17 protein-coding genes and 1 riboswitch are annotated in these 16,732 nt (G+C 57.1%); of the genes, 6 read left to right on the forward strand and 11 right to left on the reverse strand.

Annotation, left to right across the window (positions count from 1 at the left end; translation table 11 throughout):
• Positions 1-84: 84 nt before the first annotated feature.
• The 6 genes from PGR23_RS09325 to moaA form a co-directional block, all read right to left on the reverse strand.
• Positions 85-789: a Bax inhibitor-1/YccA family protein gene (locus PGR23_RS09325; RefSeq protein ID WP_045395050.1), complete on the reverse strand. Its 705-nt coding sequence runs from the start codon at positions 787-789 to the stop codon at positions 85-87.
• A gap of 44 nt (positions 790-833) precedes the next feature.
• Positions 834-1,286 (reverse strand): molybdopterin synthase catalytic subunit MoaE, encoded by a 453-nt coding sequence (moaE, locus tag PGR23_RS09330; RefSeq protein ID WP_032707649.1) that lies wholly within the window; start codon positions 1,284-1,286, stop codon positions 834-836.
• Position 1,287: 1 nt separating this feature from the next.
• Positions 1,288-1,536, reverse strand: a complete 249-nt coding sequence (gene moaD / locus PGR23_RS09335) for a molybdopterin synthase sulfur carrier subunit (protein WP_015367604.1) — start codon at positions 1,534-1,536, stop codon at positions 1,288-1,290.
• A complete protein-coding gene (moaC, locus tag PGR23_RS09340) occupies positions 1,529-2,017 on the reverse strand; it encodes a cyclic pyranopterin monophosphate synthase MoaC (RefSeq protein ID WP_047049152.1) in 489 nt (162 codons plus the stop codon). Before moaC ends, moaD begins: the two co-directional genes overlap by 8 nt.
• Before the next feature lie 3 nt (positions 2,018-2,020).
• Complete coding sequence (gene moaB / locus PGR23_RS09345; RefSeq protein ID WP_045395052.1) at positions 2,021-2,533, reverse strand: molybdenum cofactor biosynthesis protein B; 513 nt, start codon at positions 2,531-2,533, stop codon at positions 2,021-2,023.
• A 23-nt stretch (positions 2,534-2,556) separates the two neighbouring features.
• A complete protein-coding gene (gene moaA, locus PGR23_RS09350) occupies positions 2,557-3,546 on the reverse strand; it encodes a GTP 3',8-cyclase MoaA (RefSeq protein ID WP_059304916.1) in 990 nt (329 codons plus the stop codon).
• A riboswitch (molybdenum cofactor riboswitch) is annotated at positions 3,534-3,671 on the reverse strand. Its footprint overlaps the gene before it by 13 nt.
• A gap of 208 nt (positions 3,672-3,879) precedes the next feature.
• Here moaA and yvcK point away from each other — a divergent pair.
• From yvcK to pmrB, 4 genes are all read left to right on the forward strand, one after another.
• Entirely contained in the window at positions 3,880-4,785 is a 906-nt protein-coding gene (yvcK, locus tag PGR23_RS09355) for a uridine diphosphate-N-acetylglucosamine-binding protein YvcK (RefSeq protein WP_045395054.1), read from the forward strand.
• Between the two features lie 110 nt (positions 4,786-4,895).
• The gene (eptA, locus tag PGR23_RS09360) at positions 4,896-6,539 is read left to right on the forward strand and encodes a phosphoethanolamine transferase EptA (protein WP_047078427.1); all 1,644 of its coding nucleotides are present in this window, start codon (positions 4,896-4,898) and stop codon (positions 6,537-6,539) included.
• On the forward strand, positions 6,536-7,207 hold the full coding sequence (gene pmrA, locus PGR23_RS09365; RefSeq protein ID WP_032705592.1) for a two-component system response regulator PmrA: 672 nt from the start codon (positions 6,536-6,538) through the stop codon (positions 7,205-7,207). Before eptA ends, pmrA begins: the two co-directional genes overlap by 4 nt.
• Positions 7,208-7,211: 4 nt before the next feature.
• Positions 7,212-8,309 (forward strand): two-component system sensor histidine kinase PmrB, encoded by a 1,098-nt coding sequence (gene pmrB / locus PGR23_RS09370; protein WP_047064968.1) that lies wholly within the window; start codon positions 7,212-7,214, stop codon positions 8,307-8,309.
• A 205-nt stretch (positions 8,310-8,514) separates the two neighbouring features.
• On the opposite strand, the gene uvrB is transcribed toward pmrB, so the two are convergent.
• The 5 genes from uvrB to bioB all read right to left on the reverse strand — a co-directional run bounded on the left by uvrB (position 8,515) and on the right by bioB (position 14,747).
• Entirely contained in the window at positions 8,515-10,530 is a 2,016-nt protein-coding gene (gene uvrB, locus PGR23_RS09375) for an excinuclease ABC subunit UvrB (protein ID WP_045395058.1), read from the reverse strand.
• 610 nt (positions 10,531-11,140) lie between these two features.
• On the reverse strand, positions 11,141-11,821 hold the full coding sequence (gene bioD / locus PGR23_RS09380) for a dethiobiotin synthase (protein ID WP_045395061.1): 681 nt from the start codon (positions 11,819-11,821) through the stop codon (positions 11,141-11,143).
• Positions 11,814-12,569 carry a malonyl-ACP O-methyltransferase BioC gene (gene bioC, locus PGR23_RS09385; RefSeq protein WP_047078425.1) on the reverse strand — a complete coding sequence of 252 codons (756 nt, stop codon included), beginning with the start codon at positions 12,567-12,569 and terminating at the stop codon, positions 11,814-11,816. The genes bioD and bioC overlap by 8 nt, the downstream gene beginning before the upstream one ends.
• Positions 12,553-13,710, reverse strand: a complete 1,158-nt coding sequence (gene bioF, locus PGR23_RS09390; RefSeq protein ID WP_047078424.1) for an 8-amino-7-oxononanoate synthase — start codon at positions 13,708-13,710, stop codon at positions 12,553-12,555. Before bioF ends, bioC begins: the two co-directional genes overlap by 17 nt.
• Complete coding sequence (bioB, locus tag PGR23_RS09395) at positions 13,707-14,747, reverse strand: biotin synthase BioB (RefSeq protein WP_032714117.1); 1,041 nt, start codon at positions 14,745-14,747, stop codon at positions 13,707-13,709. The genes bioF and bioB overlap by 4 nt, the downstream gene beginning before the upstream one ends.
• Before the next feature lie 85 nt (positions 14,748-14,832).
• On the opposite strand from bioB, the gene bioA reads away from it, so the two are divergent.
• Together bioA and PGR23_RS09405 are read left to right on the forward strand one after the other, a co-directional pair.
• Positions 14,833-16,122 carry an adenosylmethionine--8-amino-7-oxononanoate transaminase gene (gene bioA, locus PGR23_RS09400; protein ID WP_136455049.1) on the forward strand — a complete coding sequence of 430 codons (1,290 nt, stop codon included), beginning with the start codon at positions 14,833-14,835 and terminating at the stop codon, positions 16,120-16,122.
• A gap of 70 nt (positions 16,123-16,192) precedes the next feature.
• Positions 16,193-16,669, forward strand: a complete 477-nt coding sequence (locus tag PGR23_RS09405) for a kinase inhibitor (protein WP_015704792.1) — start codon at positions 16,193-16,195, stop codon at positions 16,667-16,669.
• Positions 16,670-16,732: the final 63 nt, after the last annotated feature.

Here is a 16,732-nt window from a genome sequence, read left to right on the forward strand (position 1 = left end):
GTTGCGCTTACCGGGCGACATTTTTGCGGATTGCCTGGATTGGTAGCCCGGATAAGGCGCATCGCGCCGCTATCCGGGATGATATTAACGGCGGTTGCCGAAGATACGCAGCAGCATCAGGAACAGGTTGATGAAGTCCAGATACAGCGTTAAAGCGCCGAGAATCGAATATTTACGCAGCGTGGCGCTATCGCGGGTATCAATCTGCTCGCCGATGTTTTTCAGCTTCTGGGTATCGTAGGCGGTCAGGCCGACAAACACCACCACACCAATGTAAGTCACCGCCCACATCAGCGCTTCGCTCTTCAGCCACAGGTTAACCAACGACGCCAGCACGATACCAATCAGCCCCATAAACAGCATGCTGCCGAAGCCGCTCAGATCGCGCTTGGTGGTGTAACCATACAGGCTCATCGCGCCGAACATCCCGCCGGTGACCACAAAAGTGCTGGCGATAGACGAATAGGTATAAACGATAAAGATGCTCGCTAACGTTAGTCCGGTCAGCGCCGAATAAAGCATAAATAGCGTTGTCGCCATGCCCGCGCTTAAGCGCTGCACCATCCCCGAGAGCACAAACACCAGCGCCAGTTGGGCGATAATCAGCCCGAAGAAAGTGATTTTGCTTGAAAAGACGAACATCATGACCGCCGGGGTATTCGCCGCAAACCACGCGATAAACGCGGTTAACAACAACCCGACCGTCATCCAGCCGTAAACCTGCGCCATATAGGTCTGCAGGCCGCTGCGGCTCTGAACAATTGAATCGGAACGAGGGAATCTGTCCATGACTATCTCCTGATTAACAAGTTTCTCTCAGTAAGCGTATCACACTACCAGCGCTCTGCCGCCTGATGATCGCTGTCGCGGGCATCGACCCAGCGTTCGCCTTCCGGCGTCGCCTCGCGTTTCCAGAACGGCGCGCGGGTTTTCAGGTAATCCATAATGAACTCGCCGGCGGCGAAGGCGCTACCGCGGTGGGCGCTGGTCACGCCAACAAAAACAATCTCTTCGCCCGGCCACATTTCGCCAATGCGATGGATAACCGTCACCCGGCCAAGCGGCCAACGCTCCCGCGCCTGTTCGACGATTTCCGCCAGCGATTTCTCGGTCATGCCCGGATAGTGCTCCAGGGTCAGCGCTTTCACGCTGTCGCCGAGATTATGATTACGCACTTTGCCGGTGAAGGTGACCACCGCGCCGTCTTCATCGCGCTCGGCCAGCCACGGATACTCATCACCGACGCAAAAGCGTGCCGGGCTAACCACGATACGAGTTTGCGTCATCTTAGCCCCCGGTCACCGGCGGGAAAAACGCCACTTCGTCGCCGCTCGCGACCGGATGGTCAAACGAGGTCAGCGTCTGGTTGACCGCCGCCAGCAATTTTCCTTCTTCCAGCGCCAGCGCCCAGCGGTCTCCGCGCGCGGCAAGCTGCTGACGCACGGCTTCAACGGTCGGCAATTCGCTGGCGTCGAGAGTCAGGGTATCGGTGCCAACCAGTTCGCGCACCTGGGCAAAAAACAGGACGTTAATCATGGGCTTCCTCCACCTTAAAATCGCCGGACTTACCGCCGCTTTTCGCCAGCAGACGTACCGGGCCAATCACCATATCTTTCTGTACCGCTTTACACATATCGTAGATGGTCAGCGCGGCAACCGAGGCCGCGGTCAGCGCTTCCATCTCTACGCCGGTTTTACCGGTCAGGCGGCAGAGTGACTCAATGCGCACGCGGTTATGTTCCGGCTGCGCCTGCAGGTTCACTTCTACTTTGCTGAGCATCAGCGGATGACACAGCGGGATCAGCTCCCAGGTACGTTTCGCTGCCTGGATCCCGGCGATACGCGCGGTGGCGAACACATCGCCTTTATGGTGGCTGCCGTCAATGATCATCGCAAGCGTTGCGGCCTGCATTTCAACGTATGCCTCAGCGCGCGCCTCGCGCACCGTTTCCGCTTTGGCGGAAACGTCAACCATGTGGGCTTCGCCCGCGGCGTTAATGTGGGTCAGTTGTGACATAAACTATTTCTTTAAATGAGGAATGAAGTTGCACGGGCGAGTGCGCGCATCCAGCTGCGGCGCGATAATATTGTCCCACGCGGTGGCGCAGGCCTTAGTCGAGCCCGGCATGGCGAAAATCAGCGTGCGGTTGGCAACGCCGGCAACGGCACGGGACTGCAGCGTCGAGGTGCCAATCTCTTCAAACGAAAGCATACGGAACACTTCGCCAAAACCTTCGACCTCGCGGTCAAACAGCGGCAGCAGCGCTTCCGGCGCCTGATCGCCGTCGGTAAAACCGGTACCACCGGTGATCAGCACCACCTGCACCTCATCGCTGGCAATCCACGCCGAAACCTGGGCGCGAATCGCGTAGCGGTTCTCTTTCACAATCGCCTTATCGACGAGGGTATGTCCCGCTTCGTGCAGCGCATCGCGCAGCCAGTGGCCGGAGGTATCGTCCTCTTCGCCGCGGCGGTTGGAAACGGTAAGAATAGCAATACGGGTCGGGATAAACTCAGCGCTAGCCTGGCTCATCTGAATGCTCCTTTCGAAAACGATTATCCGCCAATATACGACAGGTTCTGCGTAATACCGGTGTTGCCCTGGTGCAGGAAATGGGTCTGCTTTTTATGGGTTAAGGCTTCGGCTATCCGCGCTTCCAGCTCGGCCTGCTGCTCATCCTCGGCCATCAGGTCGCGCAGATCTACGCCGCCTTCGCCAAACAGACACAGGTGCAGTTTGCCAACGGATGAGACGCGAAGACGGTTACAGGTGGCGCAGAAGTCTTTTTCATAGGGCATGATCAAGCCGATTTCGCCGGCGTAATCCGGATGGCAAAAGACCTGGGCCGGGCCATCGCTTCGCTGACGGATCTGGTGGATCCAGCCGCGACGCAGCAGTTCATCGCGCAGCACCATGCCGGAAATGTGGTGACGGCGGAACAGGTCGCTGCCCTCGCCGGTTTCCATTAACTCAATAAAACGCAGCTGAATACGACGTGGTTTGATCCACGCGAGGAAGGTGTCGAGCTGGTGATGGTTGACATCACGCATCAGCACGGTGTTGACCTTAACCTTTTCAAAACCGGCGGCAAAGGCGGCGTCAATACCGTCCATCACCTGCTGGAATTTATCCTGACCGGTAATGGCATGGAACTGGCGAGCGTCGAGGCTATCGACGCTGACGTTTATCGCCGTCAGCCCGGCATCGCGCCAGCGTTCGACATCGCGAGCCAGACGGTAACCATTGGTGGTCACCGCGATCTGACGAATCGCGCTGTTTTCACGCACGGCGGCAATAATCTCGGTAAAGTCGCGACGTAAAGAGGGTTCGCCGCCGGTAAGGCGGACTTTTTCCGTGCCAAGGGCGGAAAAAGCGCGCGTCACGCGGCGCACTTCGTCTACGCTAAGAAAGCCCTTGTTGGTCACGGCGCCAGGCTTGTAGCCGTCCGGCAGGCAGTAGGTGCAACGAAAGTTACACACGTCGGTAATCGACAGGCGCAAGTAATAAAACTTACGCGCAAATGCATCAGTAAGCTGTGAGGCCATATACACCTTTCCAAGTACGGGAGGCGTGGTCATTTCTTTCCACGCCCTGGCGACAGCGCGGCTGCCGCGGCCAGAGCACCATATCTTGCGACACAGGTACTAAGGCTAGAGTGTTAGTTGGTTATGCCGATAGTAGCGCTTTCACGATGGTTTCGCCATTTTCATTTTCGCTATATAATCATCTATATATCGCTAATATCTTGCATTTTCAGTACAGAATAGCCAAAAATCACACTTTAACATTGATATCGGTCAGTTTGACGGAAACCGGGCATTATCTTTTAGGGGTAGATCGGATACGCTAAACCCGAACATTGAACAGAAGGAATTCGTATGCGCAATCGCACTTTCGCCGATCTGGACCGCGTCGTCGCCCTTGGCGGAGGCCATGGTCTGGGGCGGGTGATGTCGTCGCTCTCGTCGCTCGGCTCGCGCCTGACCGGCATCGTGACCACCACCGATAACGGCGGATCAACGGGGCGAATTCGCCGCTCGGAAGGGGGGATCGCCTGGGGCGATATGCGCAACTGCATTAATCAATTAATCGCCGAACCCAGCGTCGCTTCAGCAATGTTTGAGTACCGTTTTGGCGGCAATGGCGAGCTTTCCGGACATAACCTCGGAAATTTGATGTTAAAGGCGCTGGATCACCTGAGCGTACGGCCTTTAGAGGCCATCAATTTGATCAGAAATCTGCTTAAAGTAGATGCTTTCCTGATTCCGATGTCGGAACAACCGGTCGATCTGGTGGCGCTCGATCATGAAGGCCATGAAGTTTATGGTGAAGTGAATATCGATCAGTTGGATCACGTGCCTCAGGAACTGATGCTCAGCCCACCGGTGCCGGCGACTCGCGAAGCGGTTGAGGCCATCGCCGAGGCCGATCTGATCCTGATTGGGCCCGGAAGCTTCTACACCAGCCTGCTGCCCATTTTACTGCTCGACGAAATGGCCCAGGCGCTGCGGCGGACCCCGGCGCCCATGGTGTTTATCGATAACCTGGGTAAGGAACATAGCCCAGCCGCCAATCTGACGCTGGCGGACAGAATTACTATTCTGGAACATTACGTCGGCAAAAAAGTGATTGATGCCGCCATCGTCGGGCCGAAAGCCGATGTTAAGGGTATGGAAGAACGACTGGTGATTCAAACCGCGCTGGATGCCAGCGATGTCACCTATCGGCATGACCGCGTACTGCTTCGCCAGGCGCTGGAGCAGGCTATTCAGGCATTAGGTTAATCCTCAAGCGGCACTATTTTAAACAAGATGACGCCTCAGATTAAAATCTTAAGGTTGTCTTAAAATATCGCTGCCAACATAACGAGCATCTCCTACTACGGGTATTCGTTATGTCGTTTATTTCTTTACGTCGGCCGGTACTCGGCCGCACGGCTTATTTGATTCTCTTTGCCTGTTATATCGGTATCTTTCTTAACCTGGCCTTTTATCGCCAGGTTTTCCCGCTACTGCCGGTAAACAATCTCCATAACTGGCTGGTTTTCCTCAGCATGCCGATCGTGGCGATTAGCGTGATGAACATTATCACCACCCTCGCCTCGTTCTTAAAACTCGACCGGGTGGTCATCAGCCTGTTTATTCTGCTGAGCGCCTCGGCGCAGTACTTTATCTGGACCTTCGGCGTGGTGATCGATCGTTCGATGATCGCCAATATCTTCGATACGACACCTGCGGAAAGCTTTGCTCTGCTGTCAACGAAAATGGTCATCATACTGGGCCTCTCCGGGCTATTGATGGTTCTGGTCGCCTGGTGGATTAAAGTTCGTAAACCGGCCTCTTTCTGGCGCGGCGCGGCGATGCGCCTGCTCAATATCGCCGTTTCAGCACTGCTGATTGTGCTGGTGGCGGCGCTGTTCTACAAAGATTACGCCTCGGTGTTCCGTAACAATAAAGAGCTGGTGAAATCGTTAAGTCCCTCCAACAGCATTGTGGCGCTGAACTCATGGTATGCGCATAACCGGATGGACAACCTGCCGCTGGTGAAGATCGGCGAAGATGCCAAACAGAAAGCGGTGATGCATAACGGCGCGCGTAAAAATCTGACCATCGTGGTGCTGGGAGAAACCTCGCGCGCCGAGAATTTCTCGCTGGGCGGTTACGATCGCGAAACTAACCCACGCCTGAAACAGGACGATGTGGTGTACTTCCCGAAAACCACCTCCTGCGGCACCGCGACCGCGGTTTCCGTCCCCTGCATGTTCTCCAATATGCCGCGCGCGCATTACGATGAAGAACTGGCGCACCATCAGGAAGGCGTTCTGGATATTCTTCAGCGCGCCGGTGTACAGGTGCTGTGGAACGACAACGATGGCGGCTGTAAAGGCGCCTGTGACCGCGTACCGCACCAAAACGTCACCAACCTGAACCTTAGCGGCCAGTGCATTGATGGCGAGTGCTACGATGACGTGCTGTTCCATAATCTGGATAGCTATATCGATAATTTACAGCAGGATGGCATTATCGTTCTGCACACCATTGGTAGTCATGGCCCGACCTATTACAACCGCTATCCGGCTGAATTCAAAAAATTCACCCCGACATGCGATACCAATGAAATCCAAAGTTGTACACAACAACAGTTGACCAATACCTATGACAACACCATTTTGTATGTCGACTATGTGGTTGATAAAGCGATAAAATTGCTGCAATCAAAACAAGATAGATTTACCACCAGTCTGGTGTATTTATCTGACCACGGCGAATCGCTGGGTGAAGATGGCGTGTATCTGCATGGCCTGCCTTACTCAATTGCGCCGGACACGCAAAAACACGTGCCGATGCTGCTGTGGCTGTCGCCGGATTATCAGCAACGCTATGGCGTATCCAGCCAGTGTTTGCAACAACAGGCGAAGACGAACGATTATTCACAAGATAATCTGTTTTCTACCCTGCTTGGCCTGCTCGGGGTAGACACCCGCGAGTATCAGGCAAAAGACGACCTTTTAACGCCATGTAGAGAGACCGGCAGATGAAAATCTTAGTCATTGAAGACGATGCGCTCCTGTTACAAGGGTTAATCCTGGCCATGCAAAGCGAAGGCTATGTCTGCGATGGCGTCGCCACCGCGCACGAAGCCGCGCTGTCGCTAGCCAGCAACCATTACAGTCTGGTAGTGCTCGACCTGGGCCTGCCGGATGAAGACGGTCTGCATTTCCTGGCGCGTATGCGCCGGGAGAAATTCACCCAGCCGGTGCTCATCCTCACCGCCCGCGATACCGTGGGCGACCGCATCAGCGGGCTGGATACCGGCGCAGATGATTACCTGGTGAAACCTTTCGCGCTGGAAGAGCTCAACGCCCGCATTCGCGCGCTGCTGCGTCGTCATAATAATCAGGGCGATAATGAGCTGACCGTCGGCAACCTGCGCCTTAATGTTACCCGTCGTCAGGTGTGGCTGGCCGGCGAATCGCTGGAGCTGACGCCAAAAGAGTATGCCCTGCTCTCGCGCCTGATGATGAAGGCCGGCAGCCCGGTGCATCGCGAAATTCTCTACAATGATATCTACAGCTGGGATAACGAACCGGCCACCAATACCCTCGAAGTGCATATTCATAATCTGCGCGACAAGATTGGTAAAGCGCGGATCCGCACCGTCCGCGGCTTTGGCTACATGCTGGTGAATAATACGGAGTCAGAATAACGCTATGGCACTGTTTGCGACCGAAACCTGGACCATGCGCCACCGCCTGCTGCTGACCATCGGCGCGATTCTGGTGGTCTGCCAGCTGATCAGCGTATTTTGGCTATGGCATGAAAGCAAAGAGCAAATCCAGCTGCTGGTTGCCAGCGCCATTGAGGGTCATAACAATCAAAGGCACGTCGAGCATGAGGTACGCGAGGCGGTCGCCAGCCTGCTGGTACCCAGCCTGCTGATCATCGGGCTGGCGCTGTATATCAGCCTGGTGGCGGTGAAGAAAATCACCCGCCCGCTATCAAATCTGCAGAGCGAGCTGGAAAGCCGGACGCCGGATAATCTGCAACCCATTATTCTGCAGGAGTCGGTGCCGGAAGTGACCGCAGTGACTATGGCGATTAACCAACTGGTGTCGCGGCTGACCATGACGCTCGATCGCGAGCGTCTGTTTACCGCCGACGTCGCCCACGAACTGCGTACCCCTCTTGCCGGGCTGCGCCTGCATCTGGAACTGCTGGCGAAGGTTCACGGCGTCAGCGTTGATCCCTTAATTCAACGTCTCGATCAGATGACCAACAGCATTTCTCAGCTGCTACAACTGGCGCGCGTTGGGCAGTCGTTTTCCGCCGGCAGTTACCAGCAGGTTCATTTGCGCGAAGATGTGGTGGAGCCCCTGCAGGATGAGCTGAAAACAATGCTCGAAGCGCGCCAGCAGACGCTGGAGATAGAAAGCGGCGCAGGCGAGGATCTCATTTCCGGAGATGCGACGCTGGCGCGGGTGATTTTACGCAATCTGGTGGAGAATGCGCACCGTTATAGCCCCGCGGGATCGAAGATTAAGATTTCGGTAAAACCGGGAAATACGCCGATTCTGGCAGTAGAAGATGAAGGGCCGGGCATTGATGAGGCCAAGAGCGGCGAACTGAGTAAAGCGTTTGTCCGCATGGACAGCCGCTATGGCGGAATAGGCCTCGGTTTAAGCATTGTCACCCGCATCGCTCAACTTCACGATGCGCAATTCTTTTTACATAACCGCCAGCCCGGGCCGGGCGTCCGCGCCTGGGTGCTGTTCCCACGCAGTTCGCGTCAGAAGGTTAATACCCATTGATGTAAGAAGGCGATCACAATCACAAAGGCGGTCGCAATGGCCAGATATTCACGGTTGGTCAGTTTTTGCATGGCGCTATCCTCATTAAACTGAGGATAGTTTGGCTGAAGAAAATTAAGCCAACATTAAGACCCTAAGATAATAGCGTGACGGCAATTGCAAATTACGCATTGCCGTCATTTTTTAACCGTTCCTCGTATCGCCCTTACGATGCCGCAATAAACAGTTCGCGTAGCTGATGCAATTGATCGCGAATCTGTGCCGCTTCCTCAAACTCAAGGTTCTGCGCGTGCTGCATCATTTGCCCTTCCAGCTCGTGGATCTTCTGCTGCAGCGCTTTCGGCGTCAGTTCGACGCTATCGGCTTCCACCGGAGAACGGGCTTTACCGCGGCCTTTGGCTTTGGTCTTCGCGATGTTCTGACCCAGCGCCAGAATATCGACCACTTTCTTATTAAGCCCCTGCGGCACAATACCGTGCTCTTCGTTATAACGCTGCTGCTTCTCGCGGCGGCGTTCGGTTTCACCGATCGCCTTCGCCATCGATGGCGTGATTTTATCGCCGTAAAGGATCGCCTTGCCGTTAACGTTACGCGCCGCGCGGCCGATGGTCTGGATAAGCGATCGCTCGGAACGCAGGAAGCCCTCTTTATCGGCATCAAGTATCGCCACCAGCGATACTTCCGGCATATCCAGCCCTTCGCGCAGCAGGTTGATACCCACCAGCACGTCGAACTCGCCAAGACGCAGATCGCGAATAATTTCCATGCGCTCGACGGTATCGATATCGGAGTGCAGATAGCGCACCCGCTCGCCGTGCTCTTCCAGGTATTCGGTTAAATCTTCCGCCATGCGTTTGGTCAGCGTCGTCACCAGTACGCGCTCATTAATCGCCGCACGGGTACGGATTTCTGATAACAGATCGTCGACCTGCGTCGCCACCGGACGCACCTCGATGACCGGATCCAGCAGCCCGGTTGGGCGGACGACCTGATCTACCACCTCATCGCCGGATTTTTCCAGCTCATAGGCGCCCGGCGTCGCCGAAACGTAGATAGTCTGCGGCGCCAGAGCTTCAAACTCTTCGAACTTCATCGGCCGGTTATCCAACGCCGACGGCAGGCGGAAGCCATACTCCACCAGCGTCTCTTTACGCGCCCGGTCGCCGCGGTACATACCGCCGATTTGCGGGATAGTCACGTGCGATTCATCGATAACCAGCAGGCCATCCGCCGGCAGGTAGTCGAACAGCGTCGGCGGCGGCTCGCCCGGCCCGCGGCCGGAGAGAAAGCGCGAGTAGTTCTCAATTCCCGAGCAGTAGCCCAGCTCGTTCATCATCTCGAGGTCGAATTGAGTGCGCTGGCTCAGCCGCTGCTCTTCAAGCAGTTTGTTGTTCGCCAGCAGTACCTTGCGGCGGTCAGCGAGCTCGTCTTTGATCTCTTCCATCGCCTGAACGATACGCTCGCGCGGCGTAACGTAGTGGGTTTTCGGATAGATGGTATAGCGTGGAATGGAAGATTCAACGTGGCCGGTCAGCGGGTCAAACAGCGATAGCCGTTCGACCTCTTCGTCAAACAGTTCAATACGCAGCGCGATATCATCGGATTCCGCCGGGAAGACATCGATAACTTCGCCGCGCACGCGGAAAGTGCCGCGCTGGAAGGCCTGATCGTTGCGGGTGTATTGCAGTTCGGCCAGCCGGCGCAGGATCGCCCGCTGGTCGATCAGCATGCCGGTGGTCAGGTGCAGCATCATCTTCAGATACAGATCCGGATCGCCAAGACCGTAGATGGCGGAAACCGAAGCCACCACCACCACGTCGCGCCGTTCGAGCAGCGCTTTGGTGGCCGACAGACGCATCTGCTCAATGTGTTCGTTCACCGAGGCGTCTTTTTCGATAAAGGTATCCGAGCTCGGAACGTAGGCTTCAGGCTGATAATAATCGTAATAGGAGACAAAATACTCCACCGCATTCTCGGGAAAGAACTCTTTCATCTCGCCATACAGCTGCGCCGCCAGGGTTTTGTTCGGCGCCAGCACCATCGTCGGGCGCTGTAAATCAGCGATAACGTTGGCGATGGTGAAGGTTTTCCCCGAACCGGTTACCCCAAGCAGGGTCTGATGCGCAAGGCCATCTTCCAGCCCCTCTTCCAGGCGGCGGATGGCTTCGGGCTGATCGCCGGAAGGACGGAATGCGGAGTGCAGCTTGAACGGTTTGCTCATATTTCAGGACCTGAAGATGGGATTGGCCAGCAGGTGTTTAATTCTACCCTTCAGTTTGACTTTTGCCAATAAATAATACTGGATATAAAAACAGTATCGCATTATTGTATGGCGGTAAACGGACGCGTTGTACTCTGACGGCGGGCGTAAAATGCGCGCTTTGCGGAATAATCCACCAGCCTGTGTGGTTATCCCCAGAAACATTTATCATTTAACATTTGTCAAGCAAGGTAATGAATCTTTTATGGCAGCCGGTGACACTTTTCTGACAGCCATTGCTTTTATTTAACTTGCTGAAATAAAACATAATTTACCAAAAGACGGGTTTCGCGCCAATTTGCTCGCAGGCCGCGTACTCTCTAGCTTACCGCAAGTTTTCTAACTCTAATACACAAGGTTATCCACAGGAATAGTGGATAACTGTCTGCAGGCCGCGAGGTCTGCCACCCGGCAGAAAAGTCTCATCGGACCAAAGCCCGCGGCTAAAAAAAATTATCGAATTTTTTTTGATATTTATCAGCTAAAGACGGCTGGATTTTTTGCGTTTTCTGGACCACATTTCATCGTCCTGTCAACAAAAAATAGAGCCGTCTCGCAGGCTTATGCGGGGTTATTGCAGTGGGCTCAGATCCAGGTACTGCGCGAGGTCCTTACGCTGCGATGCGTCGGCAAGCCAGGGAATTTCCCCCAGCAGCGGCGCTGGCAATACCCGCGTTAAGGTTTGCAGATATTCGCGATGGCGTTTACCCGGCGGCTGGATATCGTTGGCGATCCAGCCCACCAGCGGCAGCCCTGCCTTGCGTACCGCCTGGGCGGTGAGCATCGCGTGATTGATACAGCCAAGTTTAACGCCGACGACTAAAATCACCGGCAGTTGTTCCTGCTGCGCCCAGTCGGCGAAGGTCAGGGTTTCCGAGAGCGGCGTAAACCAGCCGCCCGCCCCTTCCACCAGCACCCAATCGGCCAGGCGTTCCAGCTCGCGTAAGCCGCAGGAAAGCGTGGTCGCGGCGATTGGTCGTCCTTCATCGGCGCTAATAATATGCGGCGAGGTCGGCTCGGCAAAGGTATAAGGGTTAACCTGTTCATAGCGCAGCGCTACCCGGCTATTGCGCTGGAGTGCCAGCGCATCTTCATTGCGTAACCCGTGTGCGGTCAGGTCGCTACCGGAAGCCACCGGCTTATAGCCCGCGGTGTTAAATCCCAGCTGATTCGCCGCCTGCAGCAGCGCGCTGCTGGCGACCGTTTTACCGACTTCAGTATCGGTTCCGGTAACGAAGAAACGTTTAGTCACGTTCAATGACTCCTGTAAAAAGATGATACGTCAGCGGGCACTGGCCCTGCTGTTGCGGCCAGGCCAGCTGCAGTTCGCGCAGCTTGCCGCGGCTAAGCGGCGCAGACGACCGCCCCTGGTGTAAATGGGTGGCGCCAATGCCCTTTAGCGAGCGCATGGCGCTTAACGCGTCGGCGAACGGTAAGCTAATCTGATGCACGACGCCTTCGGCGCGCAGGCCGCTCAGCGCCGCCCTTGCCGCCTGTTCGCTGAGAAAACGGTTGGCGTGGGGGTGTTTATCGACCGCCCGCCACGCTTGATTGAGCTCAGGTAGCGATCCGGCGAGCAGCGTGGTGAACGCTACTCGCCCGCCGGGCCGCACCACCCGGTACAGCTCGCCGATTGCCGCGCTTAGCTCGTCACACCACTGCACCGCCAGGTTACTCCATGCCAGATCGAAGCAGGCATCCGGCAGCGGCAGCGCTTCGATATCGCCCTGCAGATAATGCTGCGCGGCGTCGTTGCGTTGCGCCTGCGCCAGCATCCCGGCGGAGAGATCCAGCGCGGTAACTTCGCTTCCCGCTTCGCGCCAGTAACGGCTCATGCTGCCGGGGCCGCAGCCGGCATCGAGCACCCGGGAAAAATCGCTCCTCGCCAACTGGCGCAGCAGCAATTCAGCACTGCGGCGCTGCAGCTCATCATGTTGCGTATAGCCGCTGGCCGCCCGACCAAACGCCGCGGCGACCGCCAGCTTATTCACCGTGGTCATGCAGCACCTCCAGTAAACGAGCAATGTCCTCAGCCTGATGAGCGGCAGTCAGAGTCAGGCGCAGGCGAGCGCCGCCGACGGGAACCGTCGGCGGGCGAATAGCGGTAGCCCAACAGCCGGCCCCGCGTAGGCTGGAGGCCAGGGCCAGCGCTCGCGCGTTGTCGCCGACAATCAGCGGCTGAATCGCGCTCCGGGAATCGGTCAGCCCCAGCGCAACATCGCCCATTCCTGCGCGGAACTGACGGATGCGGGCGGCTAAGATTTCCCGCCGCTGCTGGCCCTCATCGCTGCGAATGACCCGCAGGGCCGCGCTCAGCGCCACCGCCTGCGCCGGCGGCATCGCGGTGCTGTAGATAAGATGACGGGCAAACTGCAGCAGATAGTCGGCCATCGATTCATTGCACAGTACCGCCGCGCCGCTCACCCCAAACGCCTTGCCGAAGGTGACCACCAGCAGCTCCGGACGAACCGCCTGCGTATGACAGCTTCCGCGCCCTTCATCGCCAATCGCCCCGATTCCGTGAGCATCATCAACCAGTAATAATGCTCCGGCGCTGCGGGCTGCCGCCTGAATGTCAGCCAGCGGCGCGCTGTCGCCGTCCATGCTGAAAATCCCTTCGGTAACGACTAACTGCTGGCCGTCCAGCGGTTTCGCCAGCAGTTGAGCGAGCTGTTGCGGGTCATTGTGGGTAAAGCGGCGCAGCTGCGCCGGGCTGAGGCTTGCCGCCTCCAGCAGGGAGGCATGGCTCAGGCGATCGGCCACAATCCGATCGTCTTTTTCCGCCAGCGCGGCAATCAACGCCTGATTCGCGGCAAAGCCGGAGATAAACAGCAACGCGCGCGGATAGCCCAGCCAGTCGGCAAGTTCCTCTTCCAGCGCGCGATGCGCCTCGCTATAGCCGCTAACGTGGCCCGACCCGCCGGAACCGACGCCATAACGTTCCGCCCCCTGCTGCCAGGCGGCGATAATCGCGCCATGCTGGCTCAGGCCGAGGTAGTCATTACTGGAGAAGTTGAGCCAGCGCTCCCCTTCACGCTCCAGCCAGCGTCCGGCGCCGTGGCTTACCGGCAGGCGGCGGCGTAAAGCCTCCGCCGCCCGCCGTTCATCCAGTGCCCGATCGATTCGTTGCTGCCAACTCATAGCGCCGCCGCGTTGTAGTATTCCTCTGTGTCGGGGGTAAGTAAGGCCTGCTCCAGGCGCTGCTGCTGCTCATTATCGCCTTCCAGCACCGCCGTCTGCTGCGGATTGATCCCCAGCTTGCGGAACAGCTGCAGGTCTTTATCTTCTTCCGGGTTAGGCGTCGTCAGTAGCTTGCAGCCATAGAAAATCGAGTTCGCCCCGGCCATAAAGCACATCGCCTGAGTCTGCTCGTTCATCTGCTCGCGCCCGGCGGAGAGACGCACGTAGGAGGTTGGCATCATGATGCGCGCAATAGCGATCGTGCGGATGAAATCGAAGGCGTCGACATCGTCGTTATCCGCCAGCGGCGTACCTTTGACCTTCACCAGCATATTGATGGGCACGCTTTCCGGCGGCGTTGGCAAATTGGCCAGCTGCAGCAGCAGCCCGGCGCGATCGTTCACGGTTTCCCCCAACCCGACAATGCCGCCGGAGCACACTTTAATCCCGGCATCGCGTACCTTATCCAGCGTATCCAGACGTTCCTGATAGGTACGGGTGGTGATGATGTTGCCGTAAAATTCCGGCGAGGTGTCGAGGTTATGGTTGTAGTAATCCAGCCCCGCGCCGGCCAGACGCTGCGCCTGACTATCGGTAAGGGTACCGAGCGTCATACAGGACTCCAGCCCCAGCGCCTTGACGCCTTTCACCATCTGTTCCAGGTACGGCATATCGCGGTCGTTGGGGTTCTTCCACGCCGCGCCCATGCAGAAACGGGTCGAGCCGGCGTTTTTCGCCTGACGCGCCGATTCCAGCACCTGCTCGACTTCCATCAGGCGCTCGGATTCAAGGCCGGTTTTGTAGCGTGCGCTTTGCGGGCAATATTTACAGTCTTCCGGACAAGCGCCGGTTTTAATCGATAGCAACGTACTGACCTGCACCTGACGCGGGTCAAAATGCTGACGGTGGATTTGCTGCGCTTCAAATAGCAGATCGATGAGCGGTTTATTAAATAACTCAGTTACTTGCGACATTGTCCAACGTGCGTGGTGAGCCATTAGCCTCTCCAAAGGGTTTTGTTAATTTACGGTTCGGTTTATACTCGTAAACCTAAATGTTTTCAAAATGGTTTACAAGTCGCTTATGACACTGGACGATCTCGCCTTCGATCGGCGCCACATCTGGCACCCCTACACCTCTATGACTTCCCCCCTGCCGGTCTACCCGGTGGTTTCCGCCCACGGTTGCGAGCTGTCCCTCGCCGGCGGCGAACAGCTGGTTGACGGCATGTCCTCCTGGTGGGCGGCGATCCACGGCTACAATCACCCGCGCCTGAATGCGGCGATGAAAGCGCAGATCGACCAGATGTCGCACGTGATGTTCGGCGGGATCACCCATCCGTCGGCGGTGGCGCTCTGTCGCCAGCTGGTGGCGATGACGCCGGAATCGCTGGAGTGCGTTTTCCTCGCCGATTCCGGTTCGGTGGCGGTAGAAGTGGCGATGAAAATGGCGCTGCAGTACTGGCAGGCTAAGGGCCAGCCGCGCCGTCGTTTCCTGACCTTCCGCAACGGCTATCACGGCGACACCTTCGGCGCGATGTCGGTCTGCGATCCGCAGAATTCAATGCACAGCCTGTGGCAGGGCTACCTACCGGATAACCTGTTTGCCCCCGCGCCGCAAAGCCGCTTCGACGGCGAGTGGGACGAGATGGATATGGTGCCGTTTGCCCGCCTGATGGCCGCGCATCGCCACGAAATCGCCGCGGTGATCCTCGAACCGGTAGTCCAGGGCGCAGGCGGGATGCGCATGTACCATCCGGAGTGGCTAAAGCGAGTGCGTAAAATGTGCGACCGGGAAGGGATTTTGCTGATCGCCGATGAGATTGCCACCGGCTTTGGCCGTACCGGCAAACTGTTCGCCTGCGAGCATGCCGGTATCTCCGCCGATATCCTTTGTCTGGGTAAAGCGCTGACCGGCGGTACCATGACCCTTTCCGCCGCCATCACCACCCGAACGGTAGCTGAAACCATCAGCGATGGCGAAGCCGGCTGCTTTATGCACGGCCCCACCTTTATGGGCAATCCGCTGGCCTGCGCGGTGGCAAGCGAAAGCCTGCGCCTGCTGGAGAGCGGCGAATGGCAACAGCAGGTAGCGGCGATTGAAGCCCAGCTGAAGGCCGAGTTGGCTCCGGCGCGCGAGTCAGAATGGGTCGCCGACGTGCGCGTACTCGGCGCGATTGGCGTGATTGAAACCCGTCATCCGGTCAACATGGCCGCTCTGCAGCGCTTTTTCGTTGAGCAAGGGGTATGGATCCGCCCGTTTGGCCGCCTGATTTATCTGATGCCACCGTACATCATCAGCCCACAACAGCTGACTCGCCTGACCCGTGCGGTCAATATGGCGGTACAAGAAGAAACATTTTTTAGCGAATAAACAGCGGAATTGCGCCGTCGGGAAAGCTACACTTCTTTGTTAATCAGCGCATTATCAATGAGGATGAAGCATGAAACTGACCAGTCACGATCTGCAAGACGGCGGCAAGCTGCCTAATCGTCACGTATTCAACGGTATGGGGTACGATGGCGATAATCTTTCGCCGCATCTGATGTGGGACGACGTTCCCGCAGGAACCAAAAGCTTTGTCGTCACCTGCTACGACCCGGATGCGCCGACCGGTTCCGGCTGGTGGCACTGGGTGGTAGCCAACCTGCCTGCCGATACCCGGGTTTTACCGCAAGGGGCCGGTTCCGGTCAGGCGGAGCTACCGGAAGAGGCCATTCAGACCCGCACCGATTTTGGTAAGGCCGGCTACGGCGGCGCCGCGCCGCCGAAGGGGGAAACCCACCGCTACATATTTACCGTACACGCGCTGGATATCGATAAGATTGATGTCGACGCCGAGGCGAGCGGCGCGATGGTCGGCTTTAATGTCCATTTCCATTCGCTCGCCAGCGCTTCCATCACCGCCCTGTTCAGTTAATTATCCCCCCGGATAGCGGCTTGCGCCTTATCCGGGCTACTCGCTATGGTCAGTGCCATTTGT

The organism is Klebsiella sp. 141162 (assembly GCF_050600755.1).
In the GTDB taxonomy this organism is placed as follows: Bacteria; Pseudomonadota; Gammaproteobacteria; order Enterobacterales; family Enterobacteriaceae; genus Klebsiella; species Klebsiella aerogenes.